Raw genomic sequence first — 19,235 nt, forward strand, 5'->3', positions numbered from 1 at the left:
AGAGTTGGGACTGGCCGGCCGCCCGTTTTCCTCCGTTTTCCCCCGCCCCCCCTCCCCCCAACCCCCCCCCCCCGCCGGGTGGTTTGGGCCTCTCCCCCCCCCCTCCCCCCCTCGCCCCCCCCCCCCGCACCGGGTACTTCCCCGGACGGGAGCCTAGCCGCCGCCGGAACGGAATGCCAGGGGAACGATTGAGTCAAGGCCAGGAAAAGACAACTCAATTCGGCCCCATCGCAGGGGTATTGGACGGTGCTATCGCGGGTTGGCATCATCCGCGCACGCACCGGGTTGCCCGAAGCTCTGGGGACACCACCCGTTGACCAGGTGTTCCCCCGGGCCGGCCCCCAACCGGCCACGTCACCTAAGGAATCGGAGCCCCCACATGAAGCGATCCGTGCTGTCCGCCACCCTCGGCCTCGCCCTCGCGGCCGGCCTCGCCGTCCTGCCCACCACGGCCGCCGCCGCGGCCCCGGCCGCCCCGGCCGTGCAGGGCTACACCGCCTCGACGTACGCCGGCTCGGCCGCGGAGGCCGCGAACAACCAGGCCTTCTTCCAGGCCGTGATGGCCTCCGCCAAGGCCAAGCAGGCCGCCAACCCCGGCCTGGCGACCGTCACCGTCACCTACGACGCCAGCTCCGCCCCGTCCTTCCGCAACCAGATATCCCAGGCCGCGCAGATCTGGAACGGTTCGGTCGCCAACGTCCAGCTGCGGTCCGGCTCGGCCGCCGACTTCCGCTACTACGAGGGCAACGACAGCCGCGGCTCCTACGCCAGCACCGACGGCCACGGGCGCGGCTACGTCTTCCTCGACTACCAGCAGAACCAGCAGTACAGCTCGGTGCGCGTGGTGGCGCACGAGACCGGGCACGTGCTCGGCCTGCCGGACCACTACTCCGGTCCGTGCAGCGAGCTGATGTCGGGCGGCGGCCCCGGCACCTCCTGCACCAACCCGTACCCGAACAGCGCCGAGCGCACCCGCGTCAACTCGCTCTGGGTGCGCGGCTGACCCGAGCGGTGAACGCCCCGGACCGGCCGCGCCGAGGCGGCCGGTCCGGGGCACCGCCGTGTCGGGGAGGTGTCGGGCCGGCGCTGCTGCCGGGCGTCGCCGGGTGCCGGGTGCCGGACGTCGTCGGAACCGGTGTCGTCGCCGCGGGTGCCGTCGGAACCGGGTGTCGTCGCTGCCGGGCGTTGTCGGTGCCGCGTGCGAGCATGCGGGCGAGACCCCTCCGCCCCCGACCGCCAGGAGCCACCGCCATGTCCCGTGCCGTCCCCGACCGGCTCGCCGACCTCCCGTACGCCGAGCTGCTGCGCCCGCACACCGGGCCGCTGCGCAGCGACGAGCGGTACGACACCGCGCACTTCGACGGGGGCGAGCACACCGACGAGTCGGGTGCCGGGGCGGCCTTCCTGGAGTGCGCCTTCACCGGTGTCGCGCTCAGCGGGGTCAAGCTGCGCCAGGCCCGGTTCAACGAGGTGTGGGTGCAGGCCGGCCGCTGGGTCGCCTGCGACCTGAGCGACTCCGAGTGGCAGGACAGCTCCTTCGTCGGCGGGGTGCTCGCCGGGGTCGCCGGGTACGGCTCGGCGCTGCGCCGGGTGGTGTTCCGGGGCTGCAAGCTGGAGGCGGTCAACCTGCGTTCGGCGGTCCTGCGGGACGTCGTGTTCGAGGACTGCCTGCTGCGCGACGTGGACTTCGGCGGGGCGAAGCTGACCGGGGTGTCCTTCCCCGGCTCGACCCTGGAGGAGGTCCGGCTGCGCGGCGCGACGCTGAGTCGGACGGACCTGCGCGGCGCCGTCCGGCTCGGCCTGGCCGACGGCCACCAGGGGCTGCGCGGCGCGGTCATCAGCTCCCCACAACTGATGGAACTGGCACCGCAGTTCGCCCACGCACTGGGAATCGAGGTCAAGGACCGCTGAGCACCCGGCCCCCTTCGCCCGTTCAGCCGGGCGTCGCTCGGTGACGCCCCGACGAACAGTCCGCCAATCCTGCCGCACGCATCTGGTGGGCCGCTTCGCGCGCGGTGGAGACTGCTGCGCGATCGGGTGAGCTCCGACTTGTGTGCACAACATCGCCAGCGAAGGGACGGGCCGGGCTGATGGCCGAGTTGAGTCGTAGGAAGTTCGTCACGCTGTCCGGTGCCGCCGCGGCGGGCCTCGCGGTGGCCGGCACCGGTGCCGCCGCGGGGGCCGCCCCGGGCGGCACGGCCGCGACCGCCGCCACCACCGCGCTCGGCACGACCGGCACCATCACCGACGCCCAGCACGTGGTGATCCTGATGCAGGAGAACCGCAGCTTCGACCACTACTTCGGCACGCTGCGCGGCGTGCGCGGCTTCGCCGACCGCAGCGCGATCCAGATATCCGGCGGCTACAGCGTCTTCAACCAGCCCAACGGCCTGTTCGGCCGCCAGTACCCGTGGCAGTTCAGCCAGACCAAGCCGGCCGGCGGCGCCGACCCCGAGCGCCTCGCCCAGTGCAACGGGGACCTCAGCCACGGCTGGTCCGACCAGCACAAGGCCTGGAACGGCGGAAAGCTGGATTCCTGGGTCGCCGCCAAGGGCAACGTCCGCACGCTCGGCTTCCTGACCCGCCAGGACATCCCGTTCCACTACGCGCTGGCCGAGAACTGGACCATCTGCGACGCCTACCACTGCTCCGTGCTGAGCGCGACCGGCCCCAACCGCACCTACCACTGGTCCGGCCAGATCGACCCGTCCGGCGCCGCGGGCGGCCCGGCCTACGACGGCGGCGACGAGAAGGGCCTGCGCTGGCAGACCTACGCCGAGGCGCTGGAGACGGCGGGCGTCAGCTGGAAGGTCTACCAGAACGCCGCCGACAACTACGGCGACAACGCCCTGGCGTACTTCACCAACTTCACCGGCGCCCCGGCCGGCAGCCCGCTGGCGGTCAAGGGCATGGGCTCGGTGCCCAAGGCCACCGGGAAGACCCCGGACGACATCGCCGCCGCGATCAAGGCCGACGTGCTGGCCGGCACCCTCCCGCAGGTCTCCTGGATCGTCGCCGACCAGGCCTCCTCCGAGCACCCGTACGCCACCCCGGCCGACGGCGCGCACTTCGTCCACATGGTGATCGACGCGCTCAACGCGGACCCGAACGTCTTCAACTCCACCGTGCTGTTCCTCAACTACGACGAGAACGACGGCTTCTTCGACCACGTCCCGCCGCCGGCCGCCCCGGCCGGCACCCCGGGCGAGTTCTACAACGGCACCAACATCGGCCTCGGCTTCCGCGTCCCGCTGATCGCCGTCTCGCCGTGGACCCGCGGCGGCTGGGTCAACTCCGAGACCTTCGACCACACCTCGGTGCTGCGCTTCCTGGAGGTCTGGACGGCAGCCCTCGGCAAGCCCGCCGCCTGTCCCAACATCAGCGACTGGCGCCGCCGCGTCTGCGGCGACCTGACCAGCGTGTTCGACTTCGCCCACCCGGTGTACGGCCTGCCCGCGCTGCCCGACACCTCGCAGACCATCGGCCTGTCCGCCTGCGGCCCGCTGCCCAACCCGGCCCCGGTGAACAACCAGCTGCCGGTGCAGGAGTCCGGCACCCGGCCCGCGCGCGCCCTGCCGTACCAGCCGAACGCCAACCTGGACCACTGGGACGCCGACGCCGGCGGCGTCATGCACGTCTGGGTGAAGATGTCCAACGACGGCGCCGCCCGGGCCTCCCACTTCGCCGCCTACGCCAACGCCTACCGCAGCGGCGGCCCCTGGCAGTACACCGTCGACTCCGGCAGCCCCGTCACCGACTTCTTCAACTGCGGCACCAACGGCTTCGGCAACGGCAAGTACGACCTGACCGTCGTCGGCCCGAACCGCTTCCTGCGCCGCTTCACCGGCGACCTCACCAAGGCGGGCAGGAACGCGGCCGTCACCGCCTCGTACGCGGTCGAGCCGGGGACGGGGAAGCTCGCGCTCCGGTTCGAGCTGGCCAACTCCGGCAGCACGGCGGTGACCTTCACCATCGCCTCGAACAACTACCGGACGGACGGCCCCTGGACGTACCAGGTCCCGGCCGGCGGCAGCGTCGGCGACGTCTTCAACGCGGTCGCGTACAACAACGGCTGGTACGACTTCACCGTCACGGTGGACGCCGACAGCAGCTGGTCCCAGCGCTTCACCGGCCACCTGGAGACGGGTGCGGCGAGCGTCACCGGCTGACGGCCGAACGCACCGGGCGCGGCGCGCGAACGCCGCCGGGCGGCGCCGTCCGAGGACGGCGCCGCCCGGTGCTCCGGCCCCCGCTGCTCAGTTCCCGCGGGCGTAGCCGGAGTCGACGATCCGCTTCGCGCCCTCGGCGTAGTAGCCCGGGTCCTCGGGAAGGTCGGTGGCCAGACCGTCGACGTACCGGTTGTACATGCAGAACGCGGCGGCGATCAGCACGGTGTCGTGGATCTCGGTGTCACCGGCGCCGGCCGCGCGGGCCGCCGCCACCGCCTCCTTCGAAACCGGCGCGGCCTGCTTCTGCACCTCCGCCGCGATCCGCAGCAGGGCCCGCATCCGCTCGGTGAGCGGCGCGGCCGAGGGATCGGTCAGGGCCGCCTTCACCAGGTCCTCGCCGCCGTCCAACTGCGCCGCGGCGAAGGCGCTGTGGGAGCCCTCGCAGAAGCGGGTGCCGTTGAGCCGCGAGACGTAGGCGGCGACCAGCTCGCGCTCGCCCCGGCTCATCGGGGCCGGGTCCCGCAGCAGCGCGTTGGCGAGCATCCCCAGCGGGGCCGCGGTGTCCGGGCGCAGCGCCAGCAGCCCGCTGATTCCCGGCTGTCCGTTGTCGATGGTGATGTGCGGCACGGGGCAACTCCCTTGTCCGGGACGGTCGGAGGACGCTCCATCGTCGCGGGTGCCGCGCCCTCGCGCCAACTCCGAGATTGCCCCGGCTCCGGCGGGAGCCGCCCGACCGGTCCGGCCGCTCAGACGAACGGTCCCCGGGGGAACCACGGGTCACGGACCTCGCGGGGGCCGTCCGGGGTGAGCAGGGTGAGGCTGTGGGCGCCGGAGGCGTACTCGGCCAGCTGGACCGAGCCGTGCCGGGTCTCCAGCTCGGCCTGCACGGGGACCGGCAGCTTGGTCAGCGCCCGCCGCAGCTGCAGGGCGTCGCGCCGGCTGATCGGCTGCGGGCAGCGCAGCACCAGCCGCAGCGGGCTGAGCGGTCCGCTCACCGGCACCCCGCTGCCCAGCTCGTAGCCGACCGCGCCGATCGGGCCCCAGGGCAGCCGGTGGTCCGCCACCAGCCGGCCGACCTCCGGCAGCAGGGCCAGCGCCGGGATGCCGGCCAGCCGTTCGGGGGCCAGCCGTTCGCGCCGTTCGACCAGCTGCTCGGGCCGCAGCGTCCGGGCCACCGCCGCCCAGGGGGCCAGCGCGTCCATCCGCTGTCCGGGGCGCGGGCCGCGCACGGTGACCGGGAACCACAGTTCGGGCGCCGCCTCCGGGTCCCGGGTGCAGCGCTGCGGGTGCGGGAGGTCCACCGGGCTGCCGACCACGGCGGGTGCCCGGCCGACCGTCACCCAGGGGTGCGCCCGCAGCACCGCCCGCGCCCACGGCGGCAGCTCGCCGCCGGCGAGGGGCCGCAGCGAGCTGGGGCACTGCATCAGCAGCAGGTCGTGCGCGCCGGGCAGCCGGCCGTCCAGCGCGGCCAGCGGGCCGACCCGCCGGCGCGGTCCGTCGTGCGGGTCCTCGGCGGTGCGCCGGGCGTGGCTTCCGGGATGTGCGACGGTCACAGCGGGCTCCAGAGGGTGGCGTCGATTTCGCCGACGGCCCCAATCTGCGCCCGGCCGAGGGCCCGCGGCTACGGTCCTTGGGCGCGTCCACCAGGGACCAAAGGCTCAAGGTGCGCCCGTGGGCACCCGGTGTGAGAGTGGGGGCAGCCCGGTCTTCCGACCTCCCGTCCACCCCGTTTGGAGGAGTCATGGGCATCTTCGACAGGTTGTTCCACCGGCCGCAGCACGAGTCCACCGGGCAGGAGGCCGCCCAGCGCGCCGCCCTCGCCCACGACGAGGCCGCCGACGCCTACGGCAACGACGTCGAGCGGACCCGGGAGCAGCAGGAACGGCTCGCCCAGGAGGAGGACGACCGGCGCGCCGCCGAGAACATGACCGCCGAGGGCGACCCCTGGGGCTGACTGAGCCCGGGGATCACCCCGCACGCGGCGGCAGCGGCGGTCGCCGCAGGTCCGGCCGGGGCGTGGACTCCGGCGGGGGCGCCGCGGCGGGCGCGTCCTCCAGCAGCTCCAGGGCCAGCTGGACGGCCGCGACCAGCTCCGGATGGCGCCCCCGGGCCCAGTCGCGCGGGGTGCGCAGCACGTGCACGTCCGGCTCGACGCCCCGGTTCTCCACCGACCAGCCCAGCCCGCCGCCGAACCAGGAGGCGTTCTTCGGCACCGAGATCTGGGTGCCGTCGCCGAGGGTGTGGCGCCCGCTCATCCCGACCACCCCGCCCCAGGTGCGGGTGCCGATCACCGGGCCGAGCCCGAGCAGCTTGATCGCCGCGATGATCACGTCGCCGTCCGAGCTGGTGGCCTCGTCGGCCAGTGCCACCAGTGGTCCGCGCGGTGCGTGCCGGGGCCAGCGCACCGGTCGGCGGTCCCGGCTGAAGTCCCAGGCCAGGACGTGCCGGGAGAGTTTCTCCAGCACCAGTTCGGAGACGTTGCCGCCGGCGTTGCCGCGGACGTCCAGGACCAGCGCGGGCTTGTCCAGCTCGCGCCGCAGGTCCCGGTTGAACTGCGCCCAGCCGGAGCCGCCGAGGTCCGGGATGTGCAGGTAGCCGCACCGCCCGTCGCTGAACTCCCGCACCAGTGCGCGTCGTCTGGTCACCCAGTCCTGGTAGCGGATGGGCCGCTCGTCGGTCAGCGGGGTGATCACGATCCGCCGCACCGGGCCGTCCGGGCCGCTGCGCAGGGCCAGTTCGAGCGTGCTGCCGCCGGTGCCGGCCAGCAGCGGCAGCGGTCCGCGCAGCGGGTCCACCGGGCGGCCGCCGATCTCCAGGAACTCGTCGCCGTCCCGGACGCCCTGGGCGGCCAGTGGGGCGCGGGCGCGCGGGTCGGAGGTCTCGCCGGGCAGCACCCGGTCGACCAGCCAGCGGCCGTCGGGGGCGTGGCGGGCGTTGGCGCCGAGCAGGCCGAGCGGCTGCTGGGCGAGCGTGGGGCCCTCGGCGCGCCGGGACGGGGTGACGTAGGCGTGCGAGGTGCCGAGTTCGCCGAGGAGTTCGCGCAGCAGGTCGGCGAAGTCGTCGGGGGAGCAGATCCGGTCCAGCAGCGGCTCGTACTGGGCGACCAGCGCGGGCCAGTCCAGGCCGGACATTTGCTCGTCCCAGAACTGGTCCCGGACGATCCGGGCCGCCTCGTGGTAGGCCTGGCGCCACTCGGCGGCCGGGTGCACGGTGTGGGTGATCCGGCGCAGGTCGACGGTGGTCCCGGCGGAGGGGGCGCCGACCGGGATCACCCGCAGCGTCCCGGCCGAGTAGACCGCGATCGAGCCGCCGTCCCCGGAGACCGCGTAGCCGTCCAGCTTGTCGACCACGGTGCTGCGGGTGCCCCGGGCCAGGTCGAAGTGCTCCAGCGAGGGGCGGCCCGAGGTGTCCTCCGGGCTGGCGAAGGTCTGGCCGAGGGTGCCGGAGATCGGCCAGCGCAGCCAGACCAGGCCGCCGCGCACCGCGTCGGTGGCCGAGTACTTGGAGGCGATCACCGGGAACTGGAGCAGCCGCTCGCCGATGCCGTCCGGGTCGACCCGGACGGTGCCGTCGCCGTCGTGGTGCGGTGCGCCGTCCTCGGCCGGGGCGGAGAACGGCGAGGGGGTGTCGGCGGCGAGCGGGACGAGGTACGGGCGGCAGCCGAGCGGGAAGGAGAGGTCGCCGGTGTGCACGTCGTGGACCGGGTCGAAGCCGCGCCAGGACAGGAAGGCCAGGTAGCGGCCGTCCCGGGTGAACACCGGCTGCTCGTCCTCGAACCGGCCGTCGGTGACGTCGGTGGTCGAGGAGGGCGCGTCGGTGCGGGTGAGCCGGATGCGGCGCAGTGAACGCCCGGCGACCGGCTCGGACCAGGCGATCCAGTGCGAGTCGGGGGAGAAGCGGGCGCTGGAGACCGGCCCGTAGCCGGAGGCGGCCAGTTCGCGCACCTCGCCGTCGGCGGCGCGGACCAGCAGCAGTCGTCCGTCCGAGGTGGTGGCGGCGAGCCGGCTGCCGTCGGGGGAGGCGGTGAGCTCCAGGACGCGGCCGATCCGTCCGGCGGCGAGCACCCGGTGGTGGTGCTTCCGCGGCCCGGCGTGGCCCGGCGGTTCGGCGTGGCCGGGCAGCGGCATCACCTCGATCGCGTCGGCGCCCTCGGCGTCGGTGATCCAGGCCGCCTCGCCGGTGTGTCCGAGCACCACCGGCAGCCGGGTGCGCACCCCGGGGGTGTCGGCGAGCGCGCGGGCCGGGCCGTCCTTGTGGGTGAGCCAGTACTGGCTGCCGCGCACGGTGATCACTCCGGCCCGGCCGGTCTGGTCGCAGGCGAGGTCCTTGACCTGGCTCGCGGCGCCGACCTGGTACGGGCGGCGGCCGGCCCGGGCGCCGCCGAGCGGGACGCGCAGCCGGCGCGGGGCGGGGGCGTCCAGGCCGTCCAGCAGCCAGAGGTCGCCGGCGTGCTGGTAGACGATCCGGGTGCCGTCGGTGGCGGCCTCGCGGGCGTAGTAGGAGGCGTGGTCGGTGTGGCGGCGCAGGTCGGTGCCGTCGGGGCGGCAGGAGTAGAGGTTGCCGATGCCCTCGTGGTCGGAGAGGAAGGCGACCCGGCCGGCGACCGGCATGGGGGCGGCGAGGTGCCCGGTGTGCTCGGGCAGGATCCGCTCGCCGTCCACCCAGAGCCGGCCGGTGGCGCCGCCCCGGTAGCGCTTCCAGGCGGCGGGCGCGTGCGGGGCGGCGCCGGTGAGCAGCACGGTCCGTTCGTGGCTCATCTGGGCGTCGCCGACCGGCCCCCAGGGCATCCGGCGGCCGGGTGAGCCGTCCGGTGGCAGGGCGTGCGCCCAGGTGTAGTGGCCGAAGGGCTCGTGGTAGGAGGTGACGGCCAGGATCTCGCCGTCCGGCAGCCAGCCGCGCACCCGGGTGTCCTGGCTGCCCCAGAAGCTGAGCCGGCTCGCCCGGCCGCCGTCGACCGGGGCGGTCCACACCTCGGGGGTGAGGCCGAGCCAGCTGGTCCAGGCGAGGGTGGTGCCGTCGGGGGAGATGCGGGGGTCGCTGACCCGGGTGCGGTCGCAGCCGACCCGCCAGGCCCGGCCGGTGCCGGCGCCGTCGGCGTCCAGCGGGGCGATCCAGACGTCGTCCTCGGCGGTGAAGGTGAGCAGGTCGCCGTGCAGGTGGGGGTGGCGGAGGTAGCCGGGCGGGGTCACCCCTCCATCCTTCGACGGGGTGTCACCCCCGGCAACCGGAGAAGCCGGGAACCGGTCTGGACCATTGACACCGCCCGGTCGAATCCACTTCAGTGGTCTAGTCCAACTTGGGTGCCAGGCCGGGCCGTTCCCCCCACTGGCGCGTGCTCCGGCGTGCCCTCGGACGTCCCCCACGACCGCGCCATCGCAGGAGCGCCCGCATGCGCAGAACACCCGTCCCCGGAACCCCGGTCACGAGCCGCCGCGCGGCCGTCGCCGCCGGTACCGCCTCCGCCGTCGCCGCAGCCGCCCTGGTCGGCGTCACACTGGGTCTGGCCCCCGCCGCCTCGGCCGGCGAGTTCCTGGCCAACGGCGGCTTCGAGTCCGGCTCGCTCGGCCCCTGGAGCTGCACCGGCAACTCCGGCAGCGTCGTCACCGGCCCGGTGCACGGCGGCAGCCGCGCGCTCGCTGCGGCCGCCACGGCCGGCGACACCGCCCAGTGCGGCCAGACCGTCACCGTCGCCCCGAACACCACCTACACGCTCAGCGCCTTCGTCAACGGCTCGTACGTCTACCTGGGCGTGGACGGCGGCGGCCCGAGCACCTGGACGCCCGGCACCGGCGGCGCGTACCAGAAGCTCAGCCTCAGCTTCACCACCGGCGCGAGCCAGACCAGCGCCACCGTCTACACCCACGGCTGGTACGGCCAGGGCACCTACTACGCGGACGACATCTCGCTGGACGGCCCGGGCGCGCCCAGCCCGACGCCCACGCCGACACCCACCGCGACCGCCTCGCCGACCGCGACCCCGACCGGGACGCCGACGGGCACCCCGACCGGAACGCCCACCGGAACCCCGACCGGGACCCCCACGGGCACGCCCACCAGCCCGCCCGCCGGCAGCCACACCCTGGTCGGCTACCTGCACGCGAGCTTCGCCAACGGCGCCGGCTACACCCGGATGGCCGACGTCCCGAACTCCTGGGACTTCATCAACCTCTCCTTCGGCGAGCCCACCTCCGTCACCTCCGGCGACATCCGCTTCAACCGCTGCCCGGCCACCGAGTGCCCGGGCGTCGAGTCGGACGACGAGTTCAAGGCCGCCATCGCCGCCAAGCGGGCCCAGGGCAAGAAGGTGCTGATCTCGATCGGCGGCCAGAACGGCCAGGTCCAGCTGACCAGCACCGCCGCCCGGGACACCTTCGTCAGCTCCGTCTCGGCGATCATCGACAAGTGGGGCCTGGACGGCCTGGACATCGACTTCGAGGGGCACTCGCTCTCCCTCAACACCGGTGACACCGACTTCAAGAACCCGACCAGCCCGGTCATCGTCAACCTGATCTCCGCGCTGAAGACCCTCAAGGCCAAGTACGGCCCGGGCTTCGTGCTGACCATGGCGCCGGAGACCTTCTTCGTCCAACTCGGCTACCAGTACTACGGATCGGGCCCCTGGGGCGGCCAGGACCCGCGGGCCGGGGCGTACCTGCCGGTCATCCACGCGCTGCGCGACGACCTCACCCTGCTGCACGTCCAGGACTACAACTCCGGCTCCGTCATGGGCCTGGACAACCAGTACCACTCGATGGGCGGCGCCGACTTCCACGTCGCGATGACCGACATGCTGCTCAAGGGCTTCCCGGTGGCGGGCAACACCAGCAACGTGTTCCCGGCACTGCCCGCCTCCAAGGTCGCCATCGGCATGCCGGCCACCACCAACGCGGGCAACGGCTACGTCGCCCCGGCCGAGGTGAACAAGGCGCTCGACTGCCTGACCAAGCTGGCCAACTGCGGGACGTACGTGCCGCGTTCGGGCGCGCAGCCGAACCTGCGCGGGCTGATGACCTGGTCGATCAACTGGGACCGGTTCGGCGGCCAGGAGTTCTCCAAGAACTTCAACGGCTACTTCGGGCGCTGACCCGGACGCTCCGCCGACCCGGACGCCCCGGCCATTCGGACGTTCCGCGGGCCGGACGCCCCGCGAGCCGACGCCTTCGGGGCCATGCTTGAACCTGACACCGGTGTGAGGTCCGAGCATGGCCCCATGGCGACCACACAGCTCACAACCCCGGTACCCCGCAAGCCCTTTCCCCTGTCCGCCCTGCTCGCCCTGGCCACCGCCGTCTTCGTCACCGGTCTCACCGAGAACCTGCCCGCCGGCGTGCTGCCCGGGATGAGCGAGGCGCTCGGGGTCGGCGAGTCCGCGGCCGGGCAGACCGTCACCGTCTACGCGATCGGCTCCGCCGTCACCGCGATCCCGCTCAGCGCGGCCACCGCCGGCTGGGGCCGCAAGCGGCTGCTGCTCTCCGCGATGGCGGGCTTCGCGGTCGCCAACACCGTCACCGCGGTCTCCACCAGCTACCCGCTCACGCTGGCCGCCCGCTTCCTCGCGGGCGTCGCGGCCGGCCTGGCCTGGGCCCTGCTCGCGGGGTACGCGCGCCGGCTGGTGCCGGTCGAGCAGCAGGGCCGGGCCATGGCGGTGGCGATGGCGGGCGTGCCGGTCGCGCTGTCGCTGGGAGTGCCGGTCGGCACCTTCCTGGGGCAGGTGCTCGCCTGGTGGGTGCCCTTCCTGGCCATGACGGCACTGGCGGTCGGCGTGATCGGCTGGATCGCGGCGCTGCTGCCGGACCAGCCCGGGCAGCCGGCCGGTGAGCGGGCACCGGTCCGCGAGGCGCTCGCCGTGCCCGGCGTGCGGCCGGTGCTCACCGTGACGGTGCTCTTCGTGCTCGCGCACACCATCCTGTTCACCTACATCGCGCCCTTCCTGGACCGGGCCGGCCTCGGCGGCGCCACCGGCACCGTGCTGCTGGTCTTCGGGCTGGCCTCGCTGGCGAGCGTCTGGCTGATCGGCGCGCACATCCACCGCCGGCTGCGGCAGTTGACGATCGGCGCCGCGCTGCTGGTCGCGCTGACGGCGGCCGTCCTCGCGGTGCGGTCCGGCAGCGCGCCGCCGGTGTACGTCGCGGCGCTGTTCTGGGGCCTGGGCTGGGGCGGCGTCCCGACCCTGCTCCAGACCGCGCTCGGTGACGCGGGCGGGGAGCGGGCGGACGCCGCCCAGGCCGTCCTGGTGACCCTGTGGAACGCCGCGATGGCGGGCGGCGGCGTGGTCGGCGGCCTGGTCCTGAGCGGCCTGGGCACCGGCGCCCTGCCCTGGACGGTGCTCGCGCTGATGCTCCCCGTCCTCGCAGTGGCCACCGCCGCCCGCCGCCACGCCTTCCCGCCCCGGCGGGGCGCGGCCTCCGTGGTCAGTACACCTAGCGCACCATCAGCCGGTTGACCGCCTCGACCACCTCGGGGGACGCCTTCGCCAGGGAGCCCGACGCGTACGGCGGCTGCGGGTCGTACTCGATCAGCAGCTGGATCGCCTGCGCGGTCGTGTCCCCGCTGATCACGCCGGCCAGCGTCAGGGCGAGGTCGATCCCGGCCGAGACCCCGGCGGCGACGGCGTACTTGCCGTCGATGACGACCCGCTCCGTCCCGGTCGGCTCCGCCCCGTAGTGCGGCAGCCGGTCCAGGACGCCCCAGTGGCTGGTGGCCCGGCGGCCCTTGAGCAGCCCGGCGGCGCCCAGGATCAGCGAGCCGGAGCAGACCGAGGTGGTCCAGGTGGTGGTCGCGTCCACCCGGCGCACCCAGTCGAGCACGGCCCGGTCCGTCAGCTGGGCCTCCGTCCCGGGCCCGCCGGGCACCAGCAGCAGGTCGGCCGAGTCCACCTCGTCCAGGGCGGCGTCCGCGACGAGCGCCAGGCTGCCGAGGTCGTTGCGCACCGGCCCCCGCTCGGCGGCGGTGAACACCACCTCGGCGCCGGGGATCCGGGACAGCACCTCGTACGGGCCGACCGCGTCCAGGGTGGTGAACTCGGGGTAGAGCAGGATGGCGATGCGCATCAGTGACCTCCGGTGGGTTCGGGTCGGAAGCGGCGTCGGTACTCGGCGGGCGGGGCGGCCAGGGCCCGGACGAAGGCGCGCCGCATCGCCTCCGGGGTGCCGTAGCCGCAGGAGCGCGCGATCTCCTCGATGCCGTCGTCGGTGTCCTCCAGCAGTCGCCGGGCGGCCTCCAGCCGGACCCCGTCCACGTACCGGCCGGGGGTCACCCCCACCTCGGCGGCGAAGGCCCGGGCGAAGTGCCGCGGCGACAGCGCCGACCGGCCGGCCAGCGCCTCGACCGAGAGGTCGGCCTCCGGGTGCTCGGCGATCCACCGCTGCACCTCGCGCAGCGGCCGCCGGGCCGCCACCTGGGCGGCCAGCTGGGTGCTGAACTGGGCCTGGTTGCCCGGCCGGCGCAGGAAGACCACCAGGTGGCGGGCGACCAGCAGGGCCGTTTCGCGCCCGAGGTCCTCCTCCACCAGGGCCAGTGCCAGGTCGATCCCGGCGGTGACCCCGGCCGAGGTGGCGATCCGCCCGTCCCGGACGTGGATCGGGTCCGGGTCCACCTCGACGTCCGGGAACCGCCGGGCCAGTTCCTCGCCGTAGGCCCAGTGGGTGGTCGCCCGGCGTCCGGCCAGCAGTCCGGCCTCGGCGAGCAGGAAGGCGCCGGTGCACACCGACACCACCCGCTCGGACCGTCCGGCCAGCTCCCGGATCCGTGCCACCAGGGCCGGGTCCGGGCGCTCGGTGTCCATCCCGCCGGGAACCAGCAGGGTGTGCACCGCCCCGACCTCGGCCAGGTCCGCGTCCGGCAGCAGCCGCAGTCCGCTGTGGCTGCGCACCGGACCGCCGCCGGGGGAGGCGGTGGTCACCCGGTAGGCCGGGGGCTGCCCGGACGCCCGGCCCGCCCCCGCGAACACCTCCAGGGGGCCGGTCACATCGAGGCTCTGAACGCCCTCGAAGAGGACGATGACCACGCTGTGCGCTCTCATACGGCCAGCCTCCCAACGGGGGGCGGTGGCAGCAATGACCTGCTTCCCACCTTTCCTGCCATCCGGAGCGTGCCGGGGGCACGTGGGCGGCGTGGGAACGGAGGGGCGCGCGGGAGGCGGGCGGGAGGCGGGCGTACGGGAGGGCGGACGCCGAAACGCCGGAAGGCCCTTCGCTCTCGCGAAGGGCCTTCCGGCTGTCTGTGCGCCGCCAGGGACTCGAACCCCGGACCCGCTGATTAAGAGTCAGCTGCTCTAACCAACTGAGCTAGCGGCGCCTGCTGACGTGGAGAACATTACCTGGTCAGCAGCCGAAACTCACAATCGGCCCGGGCCGGGGAGGCGGGCGCGCTCACATGGTGAGCACCACCTTGCCCCGGACGTGCCCGGCGCCGACCAGCTTGTGGGCCTGGGCGACCCGCTCGATCGGGAACGACTCCGAGATCTCCAGCCGCAGCCCGCCGGCCTCCCAGAGCTCGACCAGCTCGGCCAGCCTTCCGGCCGTCCGCTCGCCCCGCAGCCCCCGGACGCCCAGCCGCTCGGCGCCGGGGTAGTCGACCACGGTGCCGATCCGGGTCCGGTCGGCGACCAGTTCGACGGAGGCCTCCAGGGCGCCCCGCCCGGCGGCGTCGAAGGCCGCGGTCACCCCCTGCGGTGCCACCGCCCGGACCCGCTCGACCAGCCCCTCGCCGTAGGTGACCGGCACCGCGCCCAGCTCCCGCAGGTAGTCGTGGTTGCGCTCGCTCGCGGTGCCGATCACCGCGGCGCCCCAGGCCCGGGCCAGCTGGACGGCGACCGTGCCGACCCCGCCCGCGGCGCCGTGCACCAGCAGGGTGTCGCCGGGGCCGACGCCGAGCCCGGTGAGCGCCACGTGCGCGGTCTGGCCGGAGGCGGAGAGCGAGCCGGCCTGCTCCCACGGCATCCCGGCGGGCTTGGCCACCAGCCGGTCGGCGTCCACCGTGACCAGGTCGGCCTGGCCGCCCAGCACCCCGAAGCCCAGTACCTCGTCCCCGACCCGCCAGTGCCCGGCGTCCGGGCCGAGGGCGTCCACCACCCCGGCGAACTCGTTGCCGAGGACGAACGGCGGCTCGACCGCCAGTCCCGGCGGGCGGAACCCCTCGCGGATCGCGAGGTCCACCGGCTGCACGCCGGCGGCGTACACCCGTACCCGCACCTCGCCCGGCCCGGGCCGCGGGTCGGGCACCTCGGCGACCCGCAGGACCTCCGGACCGCCGTTCCCCGTCACGGTGACCGCTTTCATGCTGTTCCCGCCCCTTCTCGATCCCTCCGATGTCGACGATCATCCGACCTGAAGTGTGCTTGAGGTCAAGTCATTGTTCAGCGTGTCGACACCGATGGGCGCATTGTCAGATTTATCCTGGGCGGCGCTCAGCCGTCCGTCGTCGAGAGGAACCTCCCCGTGGGCCAGCTGCCCCTGTTCTTCCTGGTGCTGCTCGCCTCCGTGGTGACCATGCCACTCGGTCGGAGGATCGGCGTGCCGCAACCGGTGCTGATGACCCTGCTCGGCATCGTCATGGCGCTGGTCCCGCAGATCCCGGACGTCACCATCGAGCCCGAGCTGATCCTGCCGCTGGTCCTGCCGCCGCTGATCTTCGCGGTGGCCCGGCGCTCCTCGGTGCGCTACTTCAAGGCCAACGCCCGCTCGATCCTGCTGCTGGCGGTCGCCCTGGTGGCGGTCACCACGGTCGCCGTGGCCGGCACCGTGCACTGGCTGCTGCCCACCCTGCCGCTGGCCGCCGCCATCGCGGTCGGCGCGCTGGTCTCCCCGCCCGACCCGGTCGCCGCCGTCGCGGTGGCCGGGAGCGTCGGGCTGCCCCGCCGCCTGGTGGCGATCCTGGAGAGCGAGGGGCTGTTCAACGACGTCACCGCGATCGTCATCTACTCGCTGTCCATCGAGGCCATGGTCAGCGGCGACTTCTCGGCCGGCGACGCGGTGCTGCGCTTCGTGCTGTCCGCGGTGCTGGCCGTGGTGGTCGGCGTCGCGCTCGGCTGGGTCAACACCAGGCTCGCCGAGCGCCTGGACGACCCGACCCAGCAGGTCGCGCTCAACCTGCTGGTGCCCTTCGCCGCCTACACCCTGGCCGAGGAGATCCACGGCTCCGGCGTGCTCGCCGTCGTGGTCTGCGCGCTCTACCTCGCCGAGCGGGCCTCCGACGCGGACGCCGTCTCCTACCGGCTGGTCGGCAACGCCTTCTGGGAGGTGGTCGAGATCCTGATCACCGGCGTCGCCTTCGGCCTGATCGGCCTGGAGCTGGCCACCGTGCTCAAGGAGGCCGGCCGCGGCTGGACCGGATTCCTCGGCGACGCCGCCGTGGTCATCGCGGTGGTCGTCCTGGTCCGGCTGCTCTGGCTGCTGCCGGCCGGCTGGCTGTCGAAGAAGCTGCGCTCCGGCGACGACGAGGACACGCCGTTCAGCTGGAAGGAGAGCGTGATCCTCTGGTGGTCCGGCATGCGCGGGGTGGCCACCGTCGCCCTGGCGCTCGCCATCCCGCTCACCCTGCACTCCGGCGAGAACTTCCCCGAGCGCGGCCGGCTGGTCTTCATCGCCTTCAGCGTGGTGCTCTTCACCCTGCTGGTGCAGGGCCTCACCCTGCCCTGGCTGGCCAAGCGGTTCGAGCTGGACATCGACCAGGACAAGCACGAGCAGGCCGTGCGCCAGCTCTGGTGGCGGGCCGCCAAGGCCGGGCTCAGCCGGCTCGGCGAGCTGGAGGAGCAGGACCGGCTGCCCGCCGAGGTCGCCGACCGCCTGCGGGACCGTCAGCACGACCGGCTGGCCCGGCTCTGCCCGGAGAACTACGCCGAGGAGGAGGCCGCCGAGGCCAAGCTGCGGATGGCCCAGTGGCGCGCCGCCCGGGACGTCGAGCAGGAGATGATCGCCGCCTCCCGCCGCGAGATGCTCGCCGCCCGCAGTGAGCTCGGCGCCGATCCGGAGCTGGTCGACCAGGTGCTGCGCGGACTCGACCTGCGCTCCGAACGGAAATGACGGGGCGTCCGCTCCCCGCGGGCGCACCGCCCGCGCCCGCGGGGCGGAATGTGCGCGACCGGCCCCGGGGTTGCATAGGCTGAACCCGGGCAGGCCGTCAACGGAGTCGGCGCACCACCAGTACCCGCACGACCTCGGCGAACCCTCACGCCTGGCCCTGCCGGTTTCTGCACCCAGATGAATCGAGGACCCACCGATGTCGGAGACCCGCGCCGACGCCCGCACCCCGCTGGACCGCACCCCGCAGTGGGCCGCCCTGGCCAAGCACCGGGCCGAGCTGGGCGACACCCACCTGCGTGAGCTGTTCGCCGCCGACCCCGAGCGCGGCCGCCGCCACACCCTCCGGGTCGGCGACCTGCACGTGGACTACGCCAAGCACCTGGTCACCGACGAGACGCTGGAGCTGCTGCGCGAGCTGGCCGCCGCCACCGGCGTCGCCGAGCTGCGGGACGCCATGTTCCGCGGCGAGAAGATCAACAACACCGAGCACCGCGCCGTCCTGCACACCGCGCTGCGCGCCCCGCGCGGCGCCGTGATCGAGGTCGACGGCGAGAACGTGGTGCCCGAGGTGCACGCCGTCCTCGACAAGATGGCCGCCTTCGCCGACCGGGTCCGCAGCGGCGAGTGGAAGGGCCACACCGGCAAGCCGATCCGCGCCGTCGTCAACATCGGCATCGGCGGCTCCGACCTCGGCCCGGCGATGGCCTACGAGGTGCTCCGCTCCTACGCCAAGCGCGACCTCGACGTCCGCTTCGTCTCCAACGTCGACGGCGCCGACCTGCACGAGGCGGTCCGCGACCTCGACCCGGCCGAGACGCTGTTCATCGTCGCCTCGAAGACCTTCACCACCATCGAGACCATCACCAACGCGGTCTCCGCCCGCGACTGGCTGCTCACCGGGCTGCGCGCCGACACCGACGCGGTGGCCAAGCACTTCGTCGCGCTGTCCACCAACGCCCGGGGCGTGCAGGACTTCGGCATCGACACCGCCAACATGTTCGAGTTCTGGGACTGGGTGGGCGGCCGCTACTCCTACGACTCGGCGATCGGCCTGTCGCTGATGATCGCCATCGGCCCGGACGCCTTCCGCGAGATGCTGGACGGCTTCCACCTGGTCGACGAGCACTTCCGCACCGCCCCGCCCGAGCAGAACGTCCCGCTGCTGCTCGGCCTGCTCGGCGTCTGGTACGGCGCGTTCTTCGACGCCCAGGCGCACGCGGTGCTGCCCTACTCGCACTACCTGTCCAAGTTCACCGCCTACCTCCAGCAGCTGGACATGGAGTCCAACGGCAAGTCGGTGACCCGCGACGGCACCCCGGTGGACTGGCAGACCGGCCCGGTGGTCTGGGGCACCCCCGGCACCAACGGCCAGCACGCCTACTACCAGCTGCTGCACCAGGGCACCAAGGTCATCCCGGCCGACTTCATCGGCTTCGCCAAGCCGGTCGCCGACCTGCCCCCCGGCCTGGTCGCCCAGCACGACCTGCTGCTGGCCAACTTCTTCGCCCAGACCCAGGCGCTGGCCTTCGGCAGGACTCCGGAGGAGGTCGCGGCCGAGGGCGTGCCCGCCGAGCTCGTCCCGCACAAGACCTTCAAGGGCAACCACCCGACCACCACCATCCTGGCCGGGGAGCTGACCCCCTCCGTGCTCGGCCAGCTGGTCGCGCTCTACGAGCACAAGGTGTTCGTCCAGGGCGCGATCTGGAACATCGACTCCTTCGACCAGTGGGGCGTCGAGCTGGGCAAGGTGCTCGCCAAGCGGATCGAGCCGGTGCTGCTCACCGGTGAGGGCGCCGAGCAGCTGGACAGCTCCACCGCCGAGCTGGTCGCCCGCTACCGCGCGCTGCGCGGCCGCTGAGCCCGGGTCGGGCCGTCCGCTCCGGCGCGGGCGGCCCGGTCGTCCGGGGCCCCGGGCCTTCGGGCCTTCGGGTTTTCAGGCCTTCGGGCCGGAAACGCCGGAAGGCCCTTCGCTCTCGCGAAGGGCCTTCCGGCTGTCTGTGCGCCGCCAGGGACTCGAACCCCGGACCCGCTGATTAAGAGTCAG

Annotated in this window: 14 protein-coding genes and 1 tRNA gene; 8 read left to right on the forward strand and 7 right to left on the reverse strand. The window is 73.9% G+C overall.

The features are described from left to right. Positions 1 to 379 precede the first annotated feature (379 nt). The 3 genes from snpA to ACFVGO_RS12770 all read left to right on the forward strand — a co-directional run bounded on the left by snpA (position 380) and on the right by ACFVGO_RS12770 (position 4,169). Positions 380 to 1,003 carry a snapalysin gene (gene snpA, locus ACFVGO_RS12760; protein WP_359901799.1) on the forward strand — a complete coding sequence of 208 codons (624 nt, stop codon included), beginning with the start codon at positions 380 to 382 and terminating at the stop codon, positions 1,001 to 1,003. 248 nt (positions 1,004 to 1,251) lie between these two features. After that, a complete protein-coding gene (locus ACFVGO_RS12765; protein WP_359901796.1) occupies positions 1,252 to 1,911 on the forward strand; it encodes a pentapeptide repeat-containing protein in 660 nt (219 codons plus the stop codon). A 179-nt stretch (positions 1,912 to 2,090) separates the two neighbouring features. Continuing rightward, complete coding sequence (locus ACFVGO_RS12770) at positions 2,091 to 4,169, forward strand: phosphocholine-specific phospholipase C (RefSeq protein ID WP_380631692.1); 2,079 nt, start codon at positions 2,091 to 2,093, stop codon at positions 4,167 to 4,169. A gap of 87 nt (positions 4,170 to 4,256) precedes the next feature. On the opposite strand, the gene ACFVGO_RS12775 is transcribed toward ACFVGO_RS12770, so the two are convergent. Both ACFVGO_RS12775 and ACFVGO_RS12780 read right to left on the reverse strand, forming a co-directional pair. Beyond that, positions 4,257 to 4,796, reverse strand: a complete 540-nt coding sequence (locus ACFVGO_RS12775; RefSeq protein ID WP_359901790.1) for a carboxymuconolactone decarboxylase family protein — start codon at positions 4,794 to 4,796, stop codon at positions 4,257 to 4,259. Positions 4,797 to 4,915: 119 nt separating this feature from the next. Continuing rightward, positions 4,916 to 5,722, reverse strand: a complete 807-nt coding sequence (locus ACFVGO_RS12780) for a phosphoribosyl-dephospho-CoA transferase MdcG domain-containing protein (RefSeq protein WP_359901787.1) — start codon at positions 5,720 to 5,722, stop codon at positions 4,916 to 4,918. Positions 5,723 to 5,910: 188 nt separating this feature from the next. On the opposite strand from ACFVGO_RS12780, the gene ACFVGO_RS12785 reads away from it, so the two are divergent. Further along, positions 5,911 to 6,123 carry a hypothetical protein gene (locus ACFVGO_RS12785; protein WP_359901784.1) on the forward strand — a complete coding sequence of 71 codons (213 nt, stop codon included), beginning with the start codon at positions 5,911 to 5,913 and terminating at the stop codon, positions 6,121 to 6,123. Positions 6,124 to 6,136: 13 nt separating this feature from the next. Here ACFVGO_RS12785 and ACFVGO_RS12790 read toward each other — a convergent pair whose 3' ends face one another. After that, positions 6,137 to 9,358 (reverse strand): S41 family peptidase, encoded by a 3,222-nt coding sequence (locus ACFVGO_RS12790; protein ID WP_380631695.1) that lies wholly within the window; start codon positions 9,356 to 9,358, stop codon positions 6,137 to 6,139. 200 nt (positions 9,359 to 9,558) lie between these two features. Between ACFVGO_RS12790 and ACFVGO_RS12795 the strand changes: the two genes are divergently transcribed. After that, entirely contained in the window at positions 9,559 to 11,253 is a 1,695-nt protein-coding gene (locus tag ACFVGO_RS12795; RefSeq protein WP_380631697.1) for a chitinase, read from the forward strand. 126 nt (positions 11,254 to 11,379) lie between these two features. Then, entirely contained in the window at positions 11,380 to 12,612 is a 1,233-nt protein-coding gene (locus tag ACFVGO_RS12800; protein WP_380631699.1) for an MFS transporter, read from the forward strand. Here the strand turns inward: ACFVGO_RS12800 and ACFVGO_RS12805 are convergent. The 4 genes from ACFVGO_RS12805 to ACFVGO_RS12820 form a co-directional block, all read right to left on the reverse strand. After that, entirely contained in the window at positions 12,590 to 13,219 is a 630-nt protein-coding gene (locus ACFVGO_RS12805; RefSeq protein ID WP_380351448.1) for a DJ-1/PfpI family protein, read from the reverse strand. The genes ACFVGO_RS12800 and ACFVGO_RS12805 overlap by 23 nt on opposite strands. Then, the gene (locus tag ACFVGO_RS12810) at positions 13,219 to 14,190 is read right to left on the reverse strand and encodes a GlxA family transcriptional regulator (protein WP_359901769.1); all 972 of its coding nucleotides are present in this window, start codon (positions 14,188 to 14,190) and stop codon (positions 13,219 to 13,221) included. Before ACFVGO_RS12810 ends, ACFVGO_RS12805 begins: the two co-directional genes overlap by 1 nt. A 201-nt stretch (positions 14,191 to 14,391) precedes the next feature. After that, a tRNA-Lys gene (locus ACFVGO_RS12815) sits at positions 14,392 to 14,465 on the reverse strand. A gap of 74 nt (positions 14,466 to 14,539) precedes the next feature. Further along, on the reverse strand, positions 14,540 to 15,448 hold the full coding sequence (locus ACFVGO_RS12820; RefSeq protein WP_380631702.1) for an NADP-dependent oxidoreductase: 909 nt from the start codon (positions 15,446 to 15,448) through the stop codon (positions 14,540 to 14,542). A gap of 159 nt (positions 15,449 to 15,607) precedes the next feature. Between ACFVGO_RS12820 and ACFVGO_RS12825 the strand changes: the two genes are divergently transcribed. Together ACFVGO_RS12825 and pgi are read left to right on the forward strand one after the other, a co-directional pair. Further along, positions 15,608 to 17,191 carry a Na+/H+ antiporter gene (locus ACFVGO_RS12825; RefSeq protein ID WP_359901763.1) on the forward strand — a complete coding sequence of 528 codons (1,584 nt, stop codon included), beginning with the start codon at positions 15,608 to 15,610 and terminating at the stop codon, positions 17,189 to 17,191. Positions 17,192 to 17,387: 196 nt separating this feature from the next. After that, positions 17,388 to 19,049: a glucose-6-phosphate isomerase gene (pgi, locus tag ACFVGO_RS12830; protein WP_359901760.1), complete on the forward strand. Its 1,662-nt coding sequence runs from the start codon at positions 17,388 to 17,390 to the stop codon at positions 19,047 to 19,049. Positions 19,050 to 19,235 lie beyond the last annotated feature (186 nt).

The sequence above is a fragment of the Kitasatospora sp. NPDC057738 genome (assembly GCF_042798815.1).
Taxonomy (GTDB): Bacteria; Actinomycetota; Actinomycetes; order Streptomycetales; family Streptomycetaceae; genus Kitasatospora; species Kitasatospora lactacystinica.

Excerpts from the sequence above, each read along its gene's own strand:
- ACFVGO_RS12800 (WP_380631699.1), top strand. The coding sequence starts at position 11,380 with ATGGCGACCACACAGCTCACAACCCCGGTACCCCGCAAGCCCTTTCCC.
- ACFVGO_RS12795 (WP_380631697.1), top strand. The coding sequence starts at position 9,559 with ATGCGCAGAACACCCGTCCCCGGAACCCCGGTCACGAGCCGCCGCGCG.
- pgi (WP_359901760.1), top strand. The coding sequence starts at position 17,388 with ATGTCGGAGACCCGCGCCGACGCCCGCACCCCGCTGGACCGCACCCCG.
- ACFVGO_RS12820 (WP_380631702.1), bottom strand. The coding sequence starts at position 15,448 with ATGAAAGCGGTCACCGTGACGGGGAACGGCGGTCCGGAGGTCCTGCGG.
- ACFVGO_RS12770 (WP_380631692.1), top strand. The coding sequence starts at position 2,091 with ATGGCCGAGTTGAGTCGTAGGAAGTTCGTCACGCTGTCCGGTGCCGCC.
- ACFVGO_RS12785 (WP_359901784.1), top strand. The coding sequence starts at position 5,911 with ATGGGCATCTTCGACAGGTTGTTCCACCGGCCGCAGCACGAGTCCACC.
- snpA (WP_359901799.1), top strand. The coding sequence starts at position 380 with ATGAAGCGATCCGTGCTGTCCGCCACCCTCGGCCTCGCCCTCGCGGCC.
- ACFVGO_RS12810 (WP_359901769.1), bottom strand. The coding sequence starts at position 14,190 with ATGAGAGCGCACAGCGTGGTCATCGTCCTCTTCGAGGGCGTTCAGAGC.
- ACFVGO_RS12805 (WP_380351448.1), bottom strand. The coding sequence starts at position 13,219 with ATGCGCATCGCCATCCTGCTCTACCCCGAGTTCACCACCCTGGACGCG.
- ACFVGO_RS12765 (WP_359901796.1), top strand. The coding sequence starts at position 1,252 with ATGTCCCGTGCCGTCCCCGACCGGCTCGCCGACCTCCCGTACGCCGAG.